14 protein-coding genes are annotated in these 18,260 nt (G+C 63.8%); all 14 read right to left on the bottom strand.

The annotated features are described in order from the left end of the window. Positions 1-253: 253 nt before the first annotated feature. The 14 genes from ACQR0Z_RS06235 to ACQR0Z_RS06170 all read right to left on the bottom strand — a co-directional run bounded on the left by ACQR0Z_RS06235 (position 254) and on the right by ACQR0Z_RS06170 (position 18,220). On the bottom strand, positions 254-1,507 hold the full coding sequence (locus tag ACQR0Z_RS06235) for a glycosyltransferase (protein WP_434918056.1): 1,254 nt from the start codon (positions 1,505-1,507) through the stop codon (positions 254-256). Positions 1,508-1,570: 63 nt separating this feature from the next. Next, positions 1,571-3,907 (bottom strand): xanthine dehydrogenase family protein molybdopterin-binding subunit, encoded by a 2,337-nt coding sequence (locus tag ACQR0Z_RS06230; RefSeq protein WP_434918055.1) that lies wholly within the window; start codon positions 3,905-3,907, stop codon positions 1,571-1,573. Beyond that, on the bottom strand, positions 3,900-4,373 hold the full coding sequence (locus ACQR0Z_RS06225; protein ID WP_434918054.1) for a (2Fe-2S)-binding protein: 474 nt from the start codon (positions 4,371-4,373) through the stop codon (positions 3,900-3,902). The genes ACQR0Z_RS06230 and ACQR0Z_RS06225 overlap by 8 nt, the downstream gene beginning before the upstream one ends. A 15-nt stretch (positions 4,374-4,388) precedes the next feature. Then, positions 4,389-5,303: an FAD binding domain-containing protein gene (locus ACQR0Z_RS06220; protein WP_434918053.1), complete on the bottom strand. Its 915-nt coding sequence runs from the start codon at positions 5,301-5,303 to the stop codon at positions 4,389-4,391. Next, positions 5,303-6,133 (bottom strand): inositol monophosphatase family protein, encoded by an 831-nt coding sequence (locus ACQR0Z_RS06215; RefSeq protein WP_434918052.1) that lies wholly within the window; start codon positions 6,131-6,133, stop codon positions 5,303-5,305. Before ACQR0Z_RS06215 ends, ACQR0Z_RS06220 begins: the two co-directional genes overlap by 1 nt. 22 nt (positions 6,134-6,155) lie before the next feature. Further along, the gene (locus tag ACQR0Z_RS06210) at positions 6,156-7,202 is read right to left on the bottom strand and encodes an aldose epimerase family protein (RefSeq protein WP_434918051.1); all 1,047 of its coding nucleotides are present in this window, start codon (positions 7,200-7,202) and stop codon (positions 6,156-6,158) included. Between the two features lie 42 nt (positions 7,203-7,244). Continuing rightward, the gene (locus ACQR0Z_RS06205; RefSeq protein ID WP_434918050.1) at positions 7,245-9,173 is read right to left on the bottom strand and encodes an FAD/NAD(P)-binding protein; all 1,929 of its coding nucleotides are present in this window, start codon (positions 9,171-9,173) and stop codon (positions 7,245-7,247) included. Positions 9,174-9,283: 110 nt separating this feature from the next. Beyond that, on the bottom strand, positions 9,284-10,699 hold the full coding sequence (locus ACQR0Z_RS06200; protein ID WP_434918049.1) for an L-fucose/L-arabinose isomerase family protein: 1,416 nt from the start codon (positions 10,697-10,699) through the stop codon (positions 9,284-9,286). 111 nt (positions 10,700-10,810) lie between these two features. Continuing rightward, a complete protein-coding gene (locus ACQR0Z_RS06195) occupies positions 10,811-11,584 on the bottom strand; it encodes a hypothetical protein (protein ID WP_434918048.1) in 774 nt (257 codons plus the stop codon). Positions 11,585-12,371: 787 nt separating this feature from the next. Further along, a complete protein-coding gene (locus tag ACQR0Z_RS06190) occupies positions 12,372-14,075 on the bottom strand; it encodes an amidohydrolase (protein WP_434918047.1) in 1,704 nt (567 codons plus the stop codon). A gap of 467 nt (positions 14,076-14,542) precedes the next feature. After that, positions 14,543-15,238, bottom strand: coding sequence for an ABC transporter ATP-binding protein (locus ACQR0Z_RS06185; RefSeq protein ID WP_434860230.1), 696 nt, complete (start codon positions 15,236-15,238; stop codon positions 14,543-14,545). Next, complete coding sequence (locus ACQR0Z_RS06180; protein WP_434918046.1) at positions 15,238-15,987, bottom strand: ABC transporter ATP-binding protein; 750 nt, start codon at positions 15,985-15,987, stop codon at positions 15,238-15,240. Before ACQR0Z_RS06180 ends, ACQR0Z_RS06185 begins: the two co-directional genes overlap by 1 nt. Continuing rightward, positions 15,984-17,276, bottom strand: coding sequence for a branched-chain amino acid ABC transporter permease (locus tag ACQR0Z_RS06175; RefSeq protein ID WP_434918045.1), 1,293 nt, complete (start codon positions 17,274-17,276; stop codon positions 15,984-15,986). Before ACQR0Z_RS06175 ends, ACQR0Z_RS06180 begins: the two co-directional genes overlap by 4 nt. Beyond that, positions 17,273-18,220, bottom strand: a complete 948-nt coding sequence (locus ACQR0Z_RS06170; protein ID WP_434918044.1) for a branched-chain amino acid ABC transporter permease — start codon at positions 18,218-18,220, stop codon at positions 17,273-17,275. Before ACQR0Z_RS06170 ends, ACQR0Z_RS06175 begins: the two co-directional genes overlap by 4 nt. Positions 18,221-18,260 lie beyond the last annotated feature (40 nt).

Below are 18,260 nucleotides of genomic sequence, written 5' to 3'. Positions count from 1 at the left end.
TCTCCAGCTTTTCGGCTGGCACAGGTTAGAGCGGTATCCGCCACTCCATGTCCCGGATTCGGCTGTCCGACGGCATATCATTCTGCATTCGCCCGCTCGCCCGGCGTATTGTTTCGCACCGCATATTCCTCGGGCATCGCGGCCGGATCACGCCAGAAGCGAGAAGACGGCACATCCGCTCGATCGAGCTTGTGTCGCTCGCACCTCGGAGGCTGCGACCGTCGCGCTGAGCGATCTTCACCGGGAGATGCGTTCAGGTGGCGCCAGTTGCCAGTGCAGACCGAATCCAGCCGTCGACCTCCGCGAAAGGCATCGCGAGCTGTTCCTCCGCGGTCAGGCGGCGACCATTGGAGGTCACACCACCGGCCGCGACCTCGAGGACCTTCCGGATATTGTCCTGCGTCCAAAGCTTTTCCCGAACCAGGCTGGCGGCGTGTTCATTGTGAGCCAGCTTGTACTTTTCGATGACATAGATGAAGCCGTGCAGTTTCTGCCACCACACTTTGACATTGGTGAGCGCGATCCAGGTCGTCTCGCTGTCGGAGTCCACCGAAACGATGGGCACGATCGCAACCGGCGCGCCGCTGGTCTTCAGATAGCCGACGATGTCGAAATCGACACAGAAGTCGAAGACGTCCATGCGTTCGAGCAGGCCCAGGAGATACTCCCGTTCGAACATCTTGAACGGGCAGGTGACGTCCCCAAGAAGCAGATCGAAATCCAGCAGCGCGTGGACGCGCTTCAAGATGTAGTTGGCGTAGGATTCGCTCTCGCGCGTCGTCTGCCATTCGGAAATGCGCGTGGCCCGGCGGTCGCCGATCGCCGCCTTTTTTCCCTTGCCCAACAATTCGCGCAGGAAGAGCCCGATCTGGCCCAGATGATTGCTGTTGTCGCAGTCGGTGTACATGACATAGTCGTGCCCGTCCTTCGCGGCCCGCTGCATGCCGTGGAGGATGGCCCCGCCCTTTGTCGAGGACTGTGCGCCGTCGAGCTTGGACAGCGGCAGCTCCGAGGACGGCAGGGCGTCGCGGAGCTTGAGCAGGACGATGTTCTTCCATCCTGCCTCGTCGACGATTGTCCGTGCGACCTCGAGGCTTCCATCGGGACACTCGTCGTCGACGATGTAGATGCTCCAGGTCACCGGCGTGTCGCGAAACAGCCACTCCAACTCCGCCACCTTGGCGCGCAAGGCGTCTTCGCCGGTCGGATTGTCCGCGGAATAAGGCTGGAGTCGCCGAACCTCCTTCCACACGGCAAAGACGATGCCGATGCTGAGCCTGCGGTCGATAGTCCGGACGAAGCGCCGCGCATCCGCAAGGAAGGCGACGAGTTCGGCGAGCACATCGTCACCTTTGGCGACGCCGAGGATGGATGTCCGGTCCGTGATGTCTTCGGCCACCAGCAGATCGGCCACTCGGAAGGCGTTGGCGCGGTAGGTCCAGGAGCCCAGGAACCGGACGACATAATCATTGTCCGGCACGATCTTGGCGGTGCTTGTCGCGGCCATGTCAGTTCTACACTCCAATCGGGCGATTCATTGCGATGGCTCGATGTGCTGTGCGAAGGGCGGCTAGAACGGCGCGTGCCGCAGATCGAGGTCTTCCGTCCTGTCGAGCATGAGGCTCAGGACACGTGGCGGGGTCAGCGGCAGCTCCTGCACTCTCTTGCCGATGGCGTTGGCGATGGCGCAGGCGATCGTGCCGCCGACATTCAGGATGGGCACTTCGCCCGCTCCCTTTGTCCCGAACGGCCCCATCGAAGGCGCGCCTTCGTGCAACGCGATCTCCACGGGGACCACGTCCTGCGCCAGCGGGACCCTGTAGCTGCCAAAACCCGACTGCGCGATCTGCCCCTCGGGATCGATGGTCACCTCTTCGTGCAGCGCGTAGCCGAGTCCCTGGATCACGCCGCCCTGAATCTGGCCGTGAATGGCGCTCGGGTTGAGCGCCCGTCCGACGTCCTGCACCACCCGATAGCTGAGGACCTCGACATGCCCGGTATCCGGATCGATCGCGACTTCACATTCGTGGACGGCAAAGACGGGAATGTCGACGGCATCCAGGAAGTGCCCCGCCGCGCAACCCATCATGGCGGGCACTCCCGCGCGAGTGAACGAGCCGCTGCCGGAGATCGGGCCGCTGACCGACTGAGCATGCTCGGCGATCCTGGCGAGCGAGATGCCCCCGCCCGCTCTCCCGATAATTTCCACATGGCCATTCTTCAGTACCAGCTGGTTGGGGCTGGTCTGCAGCATCTTGCTCGCGACCTCGAGCAGCTTCCGACGCACCTCGTCGCATGCGACTGAGGCGGCCGCGCCAAGTGACACGGTCGTCCGCCCGCCGCCCACGCCCACGTCGAAGCCCGCCGCATCGGTATCGGCGGCATGGACCACGACGTCGTCGGGCCGAATGCCGAGCCGGGCCGCAACGATCTGCGGCAGGGATTGCATCATGGTGCCCTGCCCGATTTCCACCCCGGCCGTCACCAGCGTGGCGCTGCCATCGGGGTTGAGGTTGACGGTGGCCGCGGAGGGCCCGACAAACACGAACCAGGTCCCCACCGTGGTCGCCTTGCCGTAAAGGCGCTCCCCGGCCTCGGCTCGCTTGGATGGCCGGGAGCGGGACATTGCTTGCATGCGGTCCAGCATCGGTCCGAGGACATGTCCCTCGAACACCTGCCCCGTCGATCCGATGTCGCCGTCGCCAAGTACGTTGCGGCGCCTGAACTCCAGCGGATCCATGCCGATGGCGCTGCAGATCTCGTCCGTGTGACGTTCGAGCGCGAAGACGTTGTAGACGCCGTTGCAGGCGCGGAACGCGCCATTGGGCGGGGTGTTGGTATAGACCGCGCGGCTGGTCATCTTGACCGCGCCGAGGCGATAGGCCGATCCCAGCGTATGCGCGGTCATCGTCGTCAGATAGATCTGCTCGCCGCCATAGGCGCCACAATCCATCAGCACCGTGGCCTCGCGGCCGACGATATCTCCCGACCTGCTGACTGCTGAACGGATATGGATCTCGGCGTTCTCCCGGCACGGGCAGGTCTGCAGTTCTTCCTGCCGTGAGTTGATGACGGCGACGGACCTCCCCGCCACCAGCGCAAGCGCAGCCGCATAGGGCTCGATCGAACAGCCGTACTTCACTCCGAAGCCGCCACCGACGGGCGGCACGGTGACACGAACCTGGGAGGGAGGAAGACCGAGTGCACGCGCGGTCACGTTTTTCACGGTCCAGGGCGCCTGCGTCGAGGCGACCAGGTGAATCCTGCCGTCCTCATAGGAGGCGATAGCCCCGCGCGGCTCGAGCTGCATGTGGCTCTGCCGGCCGACCCGGAAGCTGCTTTCGATGATTTCGACGTCGCTGCGGGCAAAGGCCGCCGCCGTATCTCCGCGTGCAACGGTCGCCTCCCAGGCGATGTTGCCGCCTCGCCTGCCGCCTTCGGCCTCGAGCAGCACTTCGTAGCGCTTCCAATCGCGGTGCACGAGATGCGCATGGCTGGACAGGGCCTCGGCCATGGTCAGGACCGCAGGCATCGCCTCCAGCCTGACGTCGATCGCGGCCGCCGCTTCCCGCGCCTGCCGAAGCGTATCCGCAGCAACGGCCGCGATCGGCTCTCCGTGATAGCGCACGACGTCGCTCGCAAAGAGAGGCTGGTCGGCAATGCCGATGCCGAACCTGCCGGGCGCATCCTCCGCGGTGACGATAGCTCTCACGCCAGGCATCCTGCGCGCGGCGGACGTGTCGATGCTCACGATCCGCGCCGACGGCATGGTTGCGCGCAGGACGAAGCCGTGCAGCATCCCCGGTCGGACCTGATCCACCATGTAGCGGGTGCGTCCACGCAACTTGTCCCGGGCGTCACGCCTCGCGAAATTGACCACCGCAGCCAGGGCTTCTGCTTCAGACATCTGTGCGCCCCTCGTTCCTCGCAAGCGTCAGCGCGGCATCGACGATGCGCTCGTAGCCGGTGCAGCGACAGACGTTGCCGCAGAGCCCACGCTTGATGTCGTCGCGCGAGGCCAGAGGCTGCTGCGCGAGCAGGTTCGTCAGGCTCATGACGATGCCGGGAAAGCACATGCCGCACTGGACGGTGCCCTCCTCCTCGAGGGCCCGCTGCAGGGGAACAAGATCACCTTCGTCGCCGAGCCCCTCGATGGTCAACACGCTCTTGGCGTCGACCAGTCCGACCGGAGTCAGACAGGAGATCACGGGCACCCCGTCGACGTGGACCATGCAGGCGCCACAGAAGCCTTCCCGGCAGACGTCCTTGGCGCCGGTCAGGAAGAAGCTGTTGCGCAGAACATCCAGCAGCGGCGTCACCACGTCTCCGTCGAAACTGCGCTCTTCGCCGTTCACCTCGATGCGGACCACCATGTCTTTCCGCTCCTGCTAGTGTTGCTGCAGCTTTGCGAAGGCGCGCCGCACCAGGGTCGGCAATACCTTGACGCGATACCATCCGGGCACCTCGGGTCCGTCCCGACCGACAAACTCGTCGGCCAGATCGAGGGCAAGCTGGTGGATGCGCATCGCATCGAGCGGCAGCCCCTCAACCGCCCGTTCCAGGCCGCGCCATCGCCGGGCGACAGCTTCGACCGATCCAACGGCAATGGCGGCGCCTCGCATGTCACCGTCTGGCCGACGTTCGACGGCAACACTGACGATCGCCACCGGATAATCTCCGGCCTTCCTGAGCGGCAAGCGCGCATGGGCGGAGGCAAGTGGGCGCCGCGGGACAAGCACGGACACGAGCAGATAGGCGCTTTCAAGCATCTGCCGAAGGCCAAGGAAGGCATCGAGGCTCAAGAGCTGGCGACCTTCCGTCGTCAAGATCTCGACTTCGGCATCGTGACAAAGCAGTGCCGGGACGAGGTCCGCGGCAGCGAAATCCGCCGTACACAGATTTCCGCCTACGGTTGCTGCCTGACGGACGGCGGGATTGGCGGAATCGCCGGCCGCCGTCACCAGCCCGCTCAATTCCGGAAGCGCTTGTAGTTCGCGTACGAGCCTTGCGTGGGTGACAGCACTGCCAATCCTCACATGGGTTTGCGTCACCTCGATGCGATGCAGTTCAGGAACCTGCGCGAGCGAGACATAGGCCGGCTTCATCGGTTCCCGACGAAATGGCGCCCGCATGATCCATGTGGCTCCGGCCATGATCGTCCCGCCCCCCAGATCGGAAAGCGCCGCAAGCGCTTCCGCAACCGTCTCCGGCTTGTATAGACCGGTTCTCTGCTGAGCTCGCATGTCCTCCTCCAGGCGAATTTCCGGTGCATTGGCGATCGCGGCGTCCCCGCCGCTGACCATCAGGCGGGTTGCCGCAGGTCGTGTTGAAGGTCGATGGCAAGCAGGCGTGACGCCGTTTCGGCGGCGGCTGGCGCGGCAGCCAGGATCGCTCCGTCCTGCGCGCCGCTTTCGATGAAGCTCTCGATCACCCCGCCCGCCTCGCGCACCAGGACCAGCCCGGCGATCACGTCCCAGACGCTGGTCCGCGCGTCGGCATAGCCGTCCAGCCGACCATCAGCGACCTGGGCGAGCATCATGGCCGACGAACCAAACCGCCGGTACTCGCAGCCATGTTCGAGGATGTGATTGATCTGCCGGGCGTGTGCTGCAGCGCTCTTGCCGCGAGTGAAGCCGACGCCGAAGACGGACTTGCCGGCCGAGCTCTGCATGTTGACGGTGATGGGCTCGCCGTTGCGCGTCGCGCCCCGACCCGCCGCAGCGCTGTAGAGTTCGTCCTTGACCGGATCGTAGATGACACCCAGCACCGGTTGGCCTTCGATCGCAGCCCCGATCGAAACGCACCAGCTCGGGCGATCGCGCATGAAGTTCGAGGTGCCGTCGATCGGATCGAGCACCCAGACAATCCGTTCGCCTTCCCGATCGAGCCCAAACTCCTCGCCAAGAATGGCGTGATAGGGGAAGGCCTCCTGCAGGCGCTTCCTAATCAGCAGCTCGACGGCCCTGTCGACCGCTGTGACGAAGTCTTGCGGACCCTTGGTTTCGATCTCGAGCGGCTTGTTCTGACGCAGATAGGACAGAGCCAGGCGGCCGGCCGCCTGTGCTGTTGCTTCCGCAACAGACTGCATCAATACGAGGGTCTGCTGATCCTGGTTCGTGAAGGAAAATCCCATCTTGCTCGCCCTTCGTTGCGTGTCACGATGCGCGGAAACGATACTCCGTCACCTGCCGATAGGTGTCGCCGGGCCGCAGCACGGCGTCGGAGAAGTGTCGATGGTTGGGGCTGTCAGGGTAGCGTTGCGGCTCGAGGCAGATGCCGCAATGCTTGCCGTAACGCGCGCCGTCGAGGCCGACGGCCGGCCCCTTGAAGCTGCCGCCGTCGTAGAGTTGGAGGTGCGGCTCGGTCGTGAACACGTCGAGGGCCATTCCCGTTCGTGGCCCGAACAGCGTTCCGGCATGGACCAGATCGTTGTCCGGCACGGGCTGCCGACGCAAGACGAAGCCGATGTCATAGGTGATGTTGTCCGGATGACGCAGCGGTCTTTGCCGGTGAAAGTCGAACGGCGTGCCGGAGATCGACCGGATTTCGCCGGTCGGAATGAGATCGTCGTCGACAGGTGTGTAGAAATCCGCCTCCACAAGGAATTCATGGTCGATTGCGTTCGGCACGGCAGCGTCGGCAAAGCCGGGCGGCAGTTCGAGGTTGAAGTAGCCATGGCTCGCAAGGTTGCAGAGCGTCGGAGCATCGGTCGTGGCAGTCAGCTCAACCCGCAAGGTCGCCGGACCAAGCAGCCGATAGACGCAGCGAACGTCGAGATTACCAGGAAAACCGGCGTCGCCATCCGGAGAGCGCAGCGACATCATCACCGATGATGGATCATGGGTGTCGAGCATCCAGGGCCTCCGGCTGAAGCTCTGACCGTCGCCACCTCCGTGCAGCATATGCTTGCCGTCCTGATTGAGAGGCAGCTGGCAGACCAGGCCATCGAGGTCGAAACGGCCGTTCCTGATCCTGTTGGCGAAGCGCCCCGCAATCGTCCCGGCATAGGCCGTGTCGGCGACATAGTCGTCCAGCGTGTTGTAGCCGACCACCACCCTTTGCCGGCCGCGAGCTGTGGGAATCAACAGGTCCCGTACGGCCGCGCCCCATGTCAGGATCCTGGCCTCGATGCCATTGTCCGAGCGCAGGGTGACCTCGTGGACGTCGACGCCGTCGACCTGTCCAAAAACCCGGTTCTGCATCTCCCCACCCGTCTTGTTGCTTCGCCGTCGGCGCCGTTTGCGTCAGACCAGATACTTGTTCGGACTCCGCCTAGCGCCCCCTCCGGCGTTTTCGCTGCCCCGCTCATCCAGCCCTGGATTGCTCGGCACGAGCTTCTCGATGGCGACGGTTGCGATCGCGTCCGCGTCGTCGATGAATTCGTCCCACACGCCCGGCTCGATCACGCCGACATGCAAGAACCACCTGGCAGCCTCCGTGGGGATTCCGAGCACGTGGATGCGGTCCTTGACTTCGCCGTCCCTGGTGACCGGATGGAACGGCTTGGCGGTGACTTGGACGCCGCCGCTGCCCATGAAGCTCCTCAGCAGTCCGGCATCGGCCAGCCTGCGAATGGCGGGATTGTCGTCGACGTCGACATTCGGCACCGGCACATATGCGTCGATGAGGACATCGACGACCGCGCTGTAGTTCTCGACTACATTCGACGAGGCGATGAAGCCTGCCCCATCCGCTTCGCGAAAGCTCGCACCTGGACCAAGCAGTTCAACCAGGCCGCTTTCGATCAGCGCGAGCAGTTGCCTGGCCCGAGTCAGGGAAGGTCCGGTCGAGAGGAAGGCGATGGTCGGGCCGATGCTGGTGATGAATTCGCAGTGGGACGTAGGGGTCAGCCCGCCCAGGTCCACCGCCTTGCGGATAAGGGGCCTAATGAAACGCAGAACATCGAGACCGGCCTTGACCGGATCGGTGAACTCGCCCGCCTCGGAGCGGGCGACATCCTGGCGAACCAGCGCAACCACCGCCCGCCTGAAGGCGTCCTGGCTCGGGAACGACATGCCCTTGAACGGCGCGGCGATCGCTTCGAGGTCGAGCAGACCTTCCACGCCAAAGGAGCGAGCCAGCTCCGACATCAACGGCATGATGGTCGCGGTGCTGACGTCACACGCGTCAAGCTGCTTGCTGAAGCTGTCGAAGCGATCGGGCCCGAGCGTCTTTTCGACATAGGCGAGGTTCACTTCAGCCGTGAGCCAGGGCAGGTAGCTGGTGCGGAAGCATGCCGGCCCCTCGGCTCTGATCTTCGCGATGCGTGTCTCGGTAAAGAATCGCGGCGCAAAGCCGACCCCTGCGGGACGATCGTTCCTGCCGCGCATGGGCAGCGGGAAGCCGCTGCGTGATCCGGCGACGATCAGCCGCGGCTCGCGGCCGCTTCGCACGTATCGGATATCCCCATCGTTGCCATGCGCAAACCGGCCGCCACGACCGAGGGTGAGTTCCGACAGCACGTCATAAAAGGAAAGACCAAGCCCCCTGAGACCGATGGTCTGCCCCGACAAGTCCGCCGGGAGAGACAGGCCGCTTTGAAAGGTCTCGAGCACGTCGAAAGAGGTCAGGTGCCGTGATGACGCCGTTGATCCCTGCCTCGCCGATTTCGCCTTGCTGAGAGGATAGCCAGAACAGATGACGAGACGGTCGACACGGAGACTGTCGCGCCCGGATTCGAAGCTCAGCACATACTCGCCGGCATGCTCAGCGATGTCGGTGACCCTGTCCTGCACCCGTTCGATGTGCATCTGCTCGGGCATGTTCAGTTCGACCACGTCGAGGACGAACTTCAGATACTTCCCGTAAAGCCCCCGGGGGGCCAACCCCGAAGGACCGGGATAATTGACGTCGATCTGCCGCCACCATTCCATGAATGTCGGTCCATATCCCGCGCGCCAGGCCGCTCCGTCTGGCGGGTTCGGGAACATCGTCACGTTCTTGCAGCGCGTGTTCATCAGCAGCCAGTCGGGCTGGTCGGTGCGCCAAAGGCGGCCGCAACCGACCTCCACGCTGTCGATCGCATAGACCACCAGGGATCGAAGCGTTGATCGCTCAGCGAGCCTGCCGGCGAGCCGCTCGATCACGGAAATTCCTCGCGGCCCGGTGCCGATGATGGCGATACGCTCCGGCGTCACGCTCCAGCGGTCCGCTGTCTCCGACATGTTGAGCATCGGCTGTATCATCGGTACCTCATCCCAAGCAGCATTGGCCGCTCCAGCGGTTTCCGAAAAAGGATCGCGTAGATCGAAGCCGACCGGGGCCGGCTCTCCGGCAGCCGGCGTCAGGCCTTGCCGTCGTGCAAGTGGAAATCCCAGCCGAGATAGTTGCGCGTGGCATCGACGATGACATCGCTGGCCGAGCAGAAGTTCGCGGCGACGTGATGCTCGAAGCCATTCTCACAGATGTAGCGCAGCAGCTTCTGCATCTCGGGGATCTCGACCACGCCGGCGCCGCCGAAGGTCTCCAGCGGATCCTCGGTGAACTTGCCCTCCCCGACATATCCGCAGATCCGTCCGGATGTGTCGTCGGTGCTCACGCGGATAAAGGTCATATGGCCGGACTTGATCGAGCCGTCGACCGTTCCGTAGGTATTGTCCTTGCCGACGGTACCAGCAATGATCTCCTGGAAGTCCATCCGGTAGTTCCTGAAGAACTCCTTGGGCAGGTTGCTGCAATGGAAACACACGGCCTTGTTGGCGTTCGAGCCATAGTTGTTATTCCAGTCGAGCAGCGCGCTCGGTGTCCCCGAGGCCAGGGCCAGCATGTGCATGCCGATCAGCCCGCAGACGTCCACTTCGCAAGCGCTGGACATCAGCTTCGAGCTCATCATGCTCATCATCGTGCAGGGCACGACGCCATAGTTTTCCTCCAGCGAGGTCCAGCATTGGATCGCGCTGATGGACACATCGGCCTCACGCATCCACTCTTCGGTCACCGCTGCAAGCTTTGCCTGCCTGAGAATGGCGGCGTGGGGCACGCCCTTGATATCGATATAGCTGCGAATCGCATCGAGCTTGTCGGTGACGATCGCGTGGTCGTCGGTCAACCGCGACACACGGCCGAGGATTTCCGAGAGGTCCAGCGTGATGACGGAAATCCCCGCTTTCTCGAGCAACTTTTCGCTGTAGCGGACGGTGTTGAAAGCCTGCGGCCGCGCGCCGATGGCGCCGATGCGCAGCCCGCGCAGCCCCCCGACGACGCGGCAGATCGCCGAGAAGCGGGCGAGATCCTCCTGAAACTCATCGCTCAGCGGATCAACGCAGTGGGACTTTGTCAGCGAATAGCGGATGCCGTACTGACGGAGGTTGTTGCAGGCCGACATCTTGCCGCAGAAGCTGTCGCGGCGCCACTGGATCGACATCTTGGACGGATCGTCGGGGGTCGCCTGGATCAGGACGGGCACATTCAGGCCGGACAGGCGCAAGGTGTCGGCGATCGGCCGTTCTTCCCCGAAATTGGGGAGCGTAACGATGATGCCGTCGATGTCGCCAGCGCGGCTCTTGAACAGTGCGGCGCATTTGCGGGCATCCTCGAAGGACTGCACCGCGCCATGTTCGGTATCGCCCGTGCTGAGAACGACGCAGCCGTGACCGGCCCGCTCGAGCGCGCGGATCATGTGCTCCCGGCCGGTCGCCGCAAGATGGCCCGGAAAGAAACCGCGACTTCCAACGATGATGCCAAATTTCATGGACTTCATTTTGATGCTTCCAACCTTTGGCGGCGCACCATCGATCTGCCGCGCATGAGCGATGGGCTCCAGCGTGTTTCGACGTGCGAATGTCGTCGGGTGGGACCGATCAGCCTGGCGTCAGGCGCTCAGCGCTGCGCCGGCGTCGCAAGTCAGCACGGCATCGAGGACCGAGATCTGCTCGGGCCAGGTCAGCCCCTTGCCGAAAGCCTCGTCGAACAAGGCAGAGCCGATGGTGAAGCCCCAGGGCCTCAGTTTCCGCACCTGCTTGAGGCGCTCGAAGGTGTTGATGCTACCGCTGACGATGGTCGCGTGAGGGCCAACTGACTTCAGGACTGCCACCCCGAGGTCATGAGGATCGCCGTCCTTGTAGCGGTACATCGACAGGCAGATGCCGTCGGCGCCACTCGCAAGGACGCGCTGACCGTCCTGAACGACGTCCTCGGTGCTGCCGTAGAGATAGCGCGGCACTCCCGCGCGACGCCCGATGGTCGGGAAGTACACCACGGGCGATCCCTGCAGAAGGGCGACCACGGAGGGATGGAATTGGCAGCCGATGAGATATTTGCACTTGTTGCGGATGGCGAATTCGGCTGCACGCAGACAGTCGTCCTCCAGCTCGCCGAACGATTCGAAGACGATCGTCTTGCCTTTGTCCGCGATCACCTTCGCGAGCTCGCCGGCACGATCAGCCGAGATGCCGGTGTCCTTGAACCCCCAGAACTGGGTCGGGGCATGATTGGACGCCTCGAACATTTCCCTGGCGTTTTCGACCGTCAGATCGTTGTTCGTGAGCATCGAGATGATTTTGACCATTGGCGCTCTCCCCGCATTTTTTTGTAGATCGTGCGACACTCGAGAGCCGGCGCGACCACGCGCCGACGCAAACGACATCCTCACCCGCAGGCCGGCGCGAAGCCGGACCGCCGGCCACCGATGTGACATCGAGAGCTTCGGCCTGCCGCAGCCCGAGTTCACACAGCGCTTCCCACCCCGACGATGCCAGCCGCCTCGTCTTCGGCCTGATCAGACCGCGAGACGGCTGCGACGACATCGGCTCAAGACACGCGAACACTGAAACGTCGCACCGCCACGTCTGGACGCCCGCCCCAAGGGGACCAAAGCAACGCCGCACAAGCAGCGACCGCACCGTCATTTATGCGGTACGTACCTCATTCTGATACAGGTTGTCAATTGATTATCTTACTCTATCTAGTTGCCGATCTTCGGAAGACAGGCGCAGCAGCGTGAGCAAAGCACCGAAGGCCTTCGAAGCACCCGCACAACAATAATTGGCTATTTCTATAGCATCTGCGAGCATTCCATCGACTGGAACGATGTTGCTGGCGGATCATGCGCGCTCACCCAATGTGGAGCCGACGGATTTGTCGTGCGGCCGACGTCAGAACATCGAAGCGATCGGGGATGCCAAATTCTCTTTGATAATGCGGTGCGCACCTCATATTTGTTCGATTTGAGGTTCGCTGATCCGGACTGCCGCACGCTCTCCTCCTCGACAGGCCGGCGCTGGCAGCGGCTGCGGGGCGGCGCTAGGCACGATTCTCGTTCAGGCCGACCACGCCGAAGGCGATCCAGCTCCAAGTCGCATGATCGAGCAGGCAACCCTGCAGCGTCGGTGCGATCGTCGCCGGAGCGACGACCGAGCCCAGCGCAAATCTCGTCAGCGCTGAAAGACGATCCTTCCTCCGACGAGCGTGATATCAGCCTTGATGTCCTTGATCTGCTCGTCCGGGACGGTCATGTAGTCTGCCGAAAGGACCGTGAGATCGGCGAGCCTGCCCGGCTGGATCGTCCCCTTTCGCGCTTCGTCGAACGTGTAGCGCGCAGCCGCCGACGTGTAGAGACGAAGCGCCTGCTCGCGACTGATCGCCTCCGCCGCGCCGTAGACCTTGCCGCTCGGATCCTTCCGCGTCACCATGATGTACATGTTGAGGAACGGGTTGATCGGGTTGACGGGAAAGTCTGATCCGGCACCGAGGTTGTCCAGCCCCATCGTCTCGATCAGGGTCTTTGTCGGTACGGCGCGATCGGCTGTCGGCCGCCCCAGGAAGCGCTCGACGGTCGCAGCCTTGTCCCACATGAAGACGTTCTGGAAATCGACCCTGAGCCCCAGCTTTCGCGCACGCTCCATCTGCTCGGGCCTGATCAGGCTCGCATGGATCAGAACGAAACGACGATCCTTTATGGACCTTTCCTTGTCGACCGCCTCGAAGGCGTCGAGCACCTGGTCGATGCCGAGATCGCCGACGACATGCACGCCGACGCGCCAGCCGTGGCGATGGCAGATCGAGACGAGTTGCGCCAGCCGCTCGGGCGTCTGCTGCGCGATGCCATGGTAATTGTCGTGGGAGTCCGGGTAGACGTCACGCATCAGGGCCGTCTTCAGCGTCATGCCGCCGTCGTAGAAGATCTTGATCCCGGCAAACCTGACCCAGTCGTCGCCGAAGCCGGACGATACGCCGTTCCCTGACATGATTGCGTTCCAGGCATTGAGATCGGCGGGCGGCTCCGGCCTGTACATCAGTCCCGTCCGCAGCGTCGCTCGTCCGGACGCGGCGAGCTTCTGCAAGGTGCTGATGTCGCGCGCTTCCGTGGCGCCTTCGACGACGCTCGTGATGCCAAAACTGTTCAGCGCACCTTCTGCAAGTGTGAACTGTCTGATTTCATCCTCTTCGGTCCATGGCGGAACGGCCTTCTCGACCCGGTCGATCGCGGTCTCCAAGAGGAGGCCGGTCAGTTCGCCGGCGGCGTCGCGCTCGAACGAACCGCCGTCGGGATTCGCGGTGGTCTTGTCGATGCCGGCCTTCTGCAAAGCCATTGAGTTCGCCATCGAGAAATGCCCGACGGTGCGCAGGTAGACCGGATTGTCCGGCGCGACGCTGTCGATCTCCTGCCGCGTCAGATAGCGCTTCTCGGCGAGCTGTGACGGCGGATGCCACGCGCCGCCAACGATCCACTCGCCCGGCTTCCTCTTGGCGACGAAGGCCTTGATGGCCTCGAGCGCGTCCGCGACCGTCTTCGCCCGGCCCATCACGACGACATAGTCACCGAGGCCAGCCGCCTTGAAGTGCGCATGGGTATCGATCAATCCTGGAACGACGGTCTTGCCCGCGACATCGAGCACCTGCGTGCGCGCGCCGGCCAGCGCCCGCATCGACGCGCTGCTCCCGACCGCAAGAACCTTTCCGTCCCGGACGGCGATCGCCTCGGTGACGCTGGATTGCTCGTCGAGGGTCAGAACCTTTGCATTGACGAGGACGAGGTCGGGCGCGTTGACCTCGGCCTGCTGGGCTATGGCAGGCGTCGAGCCTGCGAGCAGAATTCCCACACCGATGAGCGCGAGCGCCGTCGATCTGCAGACCATTCCAACCTCCAGATGATTGCATTCGGTAGATGAACATTTGGTCTCTCTTCAATGATAGCCGCGCGCATCGAAGCGGTCCAATGATCCGGCGCGCCGTTTGTCTGCTTGCCATTTCGACGCTGCTGATCATCGCGGCATCGCGATCATCTCCTGTCGGGTGAGATAACCGATGCCCAGTCAGCGGACAGCACCCTGAGGGATTCGTCGGCGATGCAGCACCTGCGGTCCGCGTGTAGCAAACAGAGCACGCAGCAGAACCACAGGCTCAGATCCGCGCGGATGGCCCGTCGGCTGCATCATCATGCAGTTGATCAGCGACATCATCACGGCGCATCGGTGTCGGCGTGCTTGCCCGCGACGTCGACCGCGTCATCGGAGGCGCCTCTCCAGGCTGTCGAAGATGCCCTGGGAGAAGAGACTGACCCCACGTTCGTCAGCCATGACGATGCCTGCCAGACGCTGCGTCGTCACACTTCGAGCCACTCCTGGCGCACCGCGGCGTCGGCCTTGAGCTGGTCCGGTGTTCCTTCGAACACGACGCGGCCGTGGCCCATGACGTAGACGCGCTTGGAGATGCGCATCGCGATCGAGAGCTTCTGCTCGACCAGCAGGATCGCGACGCCGGCCGCAGCGATCCGCGCAATCAGGTCGCCGACCTGCTGCACGATCAGCGGCGCCAGACCTTCGGTCGGCTCATCGATCATGATCAGATCAGGATCGCCCATCAAGGTCCGGCAGGTGGTCAGCATCTGCTTCTCGCCGCCCGACAGGACGCCGGCGGGCGTATCGGCGCGCGCGGCGAGATTGGGAAACATGTCGAGCATGTCCTGCAGGCGCCACTTACCCGGCCGCCGGATATCCTTGATGCCGAGCACGAGATTCTGCCGCACCGTGAGGCTCGGGAAGATGTCGCGATGTTCGGGCACGTAGCCCAGTCCGAGCCGGGCGATCTTGTAGCTCGGCAGGCCGGCAATGTCCTTGCCCTTGAAGCGGATCGTCCCCTGCGGGCTGACCTCGCCCATGATCGCCTTGACGGTGGTCGAGCGTCCGACGCCGTTGCGCCCGAGCAGACTGACGACTTCTCCGGCGGCGACGTCGAGATCCACGCCCTGGAGAATGTGGCTCTTGCCGTAATAGGCGTGGAGGTTCCTGACTTCGAGCATTAGTGGACCTCCTCGCCGAGATAGGCTTCCCTCACCTTCGGGTCGCGCCGGATCTCCTCCGGCGTGCCCGACGCGATGATGTGACCATAGACCAGCACCGAGATGCGATCGGCAAGGCCGAACACCACGCTCATGTCGTGCTCCACGATCACCAAGGTCCGCCCCTCGGTGAGCCGCCGGATCAAGGCCACCGCGCGCTCGGTTTCCGCGTTGCTCATTCCAGCGGTCGGCTCATCGAGCATGACGACGGTCGCGCCGCTCGCGATGGTCACGCCGATCTCGAGCTCGCGCTGCTCGGCATAGGTCAGCAATCCCGCAGGGACATCGCGCCGGTGGGTGAGATGAATGTTGTCGAGGATTTGAGCGGTCCGCTCGCGCACCTCCGGCAGGCTGTCCACATTCTTCCAGAACGCATAGCGATGCCCGGTCGCCCACAGCACGGCGCACCGGACGTTCTCCCACACCGTCATGCGGGAGAACACGTTGGTCACCTGGAACGAGCGCGACAGGCCGCGGCGGTTGATCTCGAACGGCCGCAGGCCGGAGATGACCGCCCCGTTCAATCGCACCTCGCCCGAGCTCGGCCGGATGTGCCCGCTGATCAGGTTGAACGTCGTGGACTTGCCGGCGCCGTTCGGACCGATGATGGCGTGGCGCTCACCCTTGGAGACGCTGAGATTGAGGTCGCGGATGACGCTGACATTGCCGAAGCGCTTTTCAACGGCGCGGACTTCGATGGCTGTGGTCATGCCAGATGCCCCCGGTCACGCGCCACGGTGGCGGCCCCGTCCCAGGCGCTTGCGATCCGCTGCCACGTCAACCGTGCGACGAAAAAGCCACCGACAACCAGTCCTGCGGCGACAGCCCACGTCACCGGAGATTGCGGATTGAACGCCACGCCGAACAGGTTGATCGCTTCCCCACCGGAGTAGCGCGCGACCGTCTCGATGGTCAGGATGACGCCCCAGGCAAGCGCCGCGGTCGGTAGGACGGCAACGAGATAGGACGGGATCACCATTCCGAGTGTCCCGGCCCGGATCAGCGGCCGGTGCATCATCAAGAGGCCGGCGATGCCGCCCGGCGAGAACATGACGATGCCGATAAAGATGATGCCGAAATAGAGCTGCCAGACGCCGGTGAGGCTCGTCAGGCCGAGCTGGAGATAGGTCACCAGGATGGCGCCGAGGATAGGACCGAAGAAATAGGCGGTGCCGCCGATAAAGGTCGAAAACAGCACGAGGCCCGACTGGATCGCGCCGAGATAGGCGGAGTTGGCGATCTCGAAGCTGATGCCCGCAAGTCCGCCGGCGATGCCCGCGAAGAAGCCGGCGAAGCAGTAAGCGAGATAGCGCACGACGTGCGGATCGTAGCCGATGAACTGGACTCGCTCGGGATTGTCGCGCACAGCATTGCTGATCCGGCCGAGAGGTGTTCGAGTGAGCGCGTACATCGCGATCGCCGACAGCACCAGCCAGAACGCAATGAGGTAATAGACCTGCAGCTGCGGCCCGAAGGTCCAGCCGAACATGCGCGGCAAGGCCGTGCGGTCGCTGGTGATGCCGGCTTCGCCGCCGAACACCGAGCGCAGGATCAGCGACGACGACGCGACAAGTTCGCCGATCCCGAGCGAAATCATCGCGAACACCGTGCCGGCGCGCTTGGTCATGACCCAGCCGAGGGGGATCGCGAAAGCGAGCCCGCCCAGCCCGCCGAACAGCGGAATGAACGGCAGCGGAATCGGCCAGCCATGCGCGACCACCGCATTCATCATGTGACAGGCGGCAAAGCCGCCGAGGCCGTAGTGAACCGCATGACCGAACGACAGCAGCCCGGTCTGGCCGAGCAAGATGTTGTAGGAGAGCGCAAAGACGATCGCGATCCCGATCAGGCTGAACGAGGTCAGCGATCCGCCCGAACTGAACAGCAGCGGCAGGATGACCAGCACGACCACGCCGAGCAGCCAGATGGCGTAGAAGCGGAGGTGGGAGCCGGCCGGCTTCGCCGACATGGGCGGGGCGGAGGTGACTGCTGAGGTCATGATTCACGGGTCCCCATCAGGCCCACGGGACGCACGATCAGCACGAGGACCAGCAGCAAATAGGGCACGATCGGCGCGACCTGCGCGATCGTGACGTTCCAGATGTCGGTGAGCACCGATGGTCCGGCAGAGGGATCGAGCGGGCCGAAGGCGCTCGCCAGCGAGCCGTTCAAGGCGACGGCGAAGGTCTGCACCAGGCCGATCACCAGCGAGGCGATGAAGGCGCCCGGCAGCGAGCCGAGGCCGCCGAACACGATCACCACGAACAGGATCGGCCCGAGCGCCGCGGCCATGTCGGATTGCGTCACCAACGCTGGTCCGGCGATCACGCCGGCGAGACCGGCCAGCGCGCTGCCGACCCCGAACACCACCATGAACACGCGCCCGACATTGTGGCCGAGATGGCCCACCATGTGGGGATGCGTGAGCGCCGCCTGCACGATCAGGCCGACGCGGGTGCGCTTGAGCACGATCAGCAGCACCACGAAGATCGTGACCGACACCGCCAGCATGAACAGCTTGTAGGCCGGATAGTTGGTCGAGAAGATCGTGAACGCCGGAAAATCCAGCAGCGCCGGCACGCGATAGTCGAGCGGCGTCTTGCCCCAGATCATCGAGACGATTTCCTCGATCGCGAATGCGAGACCGAAGGTCAGCAGCAGTTCGGCCACATGGCCGTGCTTGTGCGTATTGCGCAGGCCGTAACGCTCGACCGCCATGCCGATGGCTCCGACCAAAAGCGGCGCCAGCAGCAGCGCCGGCCAGAAGCCTAGCCATTTGGTAAGCTGGAAGCCGAAGAACGCACCCAGCATGTAGAAGCTGGCATGGGCAAAATTGAGCACCCCCATCATGCTGAAGATGACGGTGAGCCCGCTCGACAGCAGGAACAGCAGCATGCCGAACAGCACGCCGTTGAGGGTGGAGATGACGATGAGTTCAAGCACGGCGCACTCGCGAATGTCGGGCTTCGATGCCCTGGCCGCT

Source organism: Bradyrhizobium sp. HKCCYLS3077 (assembly GCF_051167555.1).
Taxonomy (GTDB): domain Bacteria; phylum Pseudomonadota; class Alphaproteobacteria; order Rhizobiales; family Xanthobacteraceae; genus Bradyrhizobium.
The sequence above is the reverse complement of the archived record's forward strand: the minus strand, read 5'-3'. Positions and strand labels throughout refer to the sequence as shown.

What these genes read in the sequence shown, in the direction of transcription:
- ACQR0Z_RS06175 (WP_434918045.1), bottom strand. Translation starts at nt 17,276, where the DNA reads ATGACCTCAGCAGTCACCTCCGCCCCGCCCATGTCGGCGAAGCCGGCC.
- ACQR0Z_RS06185 (WP_434860230.1), bottom strand. Translation starts at nt 15,238, where the DNA reads ATGCTCGAAGTCAGGAACCTCCACGCCTATTACGGCAAGAGCCACATT.
- ACQR0Z_RS06205 (WP_434918050.1), bottom strand. Translation starts at nt 9,173, where the DNA reads ATGCTCAACATGTCGGAGACAGCGGACCGCTGGAGCGTGACGCCGGAG.
- ACQR0Z_RS06230 (WP_434918055.1), bottom strand. Translation starts at nt 3,907, where the DNA reads ATGTCTGAAGCAGAAGCCCTGGCTGCGGTGGTCAATTTCGCGAGGCGT.
- ACQR0Z_RS06210 (WP_434918051.1), bottom strand. Translation starts at nt 7,202, where the DNA reads ATGCAGAACCGGGTTTTTGGACAGGTCGACGGCGTCGACGTCCACGAG.
- ACQR0Z_RS06235 (WP_434918056.1), bottom strand. Translation starts at nt 1,507, where the DNA reads ATGGCCGCGACAAGCACCGCCAAGATCGTGCCGGACAATGATTATGTC.
- ACQR0Z_RS06225 (WP_434918054.1), bottom strand. Translation starts at nt 4,373, where the DNA reads ATGGTGGTCCGCATCGAGGTGAACGGCGAAGAGCGCAGTTTCGACGGA.
- ACQR0Z_RS06200 (WP_434918049.1), bottom strand. Translation starts at nt 10,699, where the DNA reads ATGAAGTCCATGAAATTTGGCATCATCGTTGGAAGTCGCGGTTTCTTT.
- ACQR0Z_RS06220 (WP_434918053.1), bottom strand. Translation starts at nt 5,303, where the DNA reads ATGGTCAGCGGCGGGGACGCCGCGATCGCCAATGCACCGGAAATTCGC.
- ACQR0Z_RS06215 (WP_434918052.1), bottom strand. Translation starts at nt 6,133, where the DNA reads ATGGGATTTTCCTTCACGAACCAGGATCAGCAGACCCTCGTATTGATG.
- ACQR0Z_RS06180 (WP_434918046.1), bottom strand. Translation starts at nt 15,987, where the DNA reads ATGACCACAGCCATCGAAGTCCGCGCCGTTGAAAAGCGCTTCGGCAAT.
- ACQR0Z_RS06190 (WP_434918047.1), bottom strand. Translation starts at nt 14,075, where the DNA reads ATGGTCTGCAGATCGACGGCGCTCGCGCTCATCGGTGTGGGAATTCTG.
- ACQR0Z_RS06195 (WP_434918048.1), bottom strand. Translation starts at nt 11,584, where the DNA reads ATGTCGTTTGCGTCGGCGCGTGGTCGCGCCGGCTCTCGAGTGTCGCAC.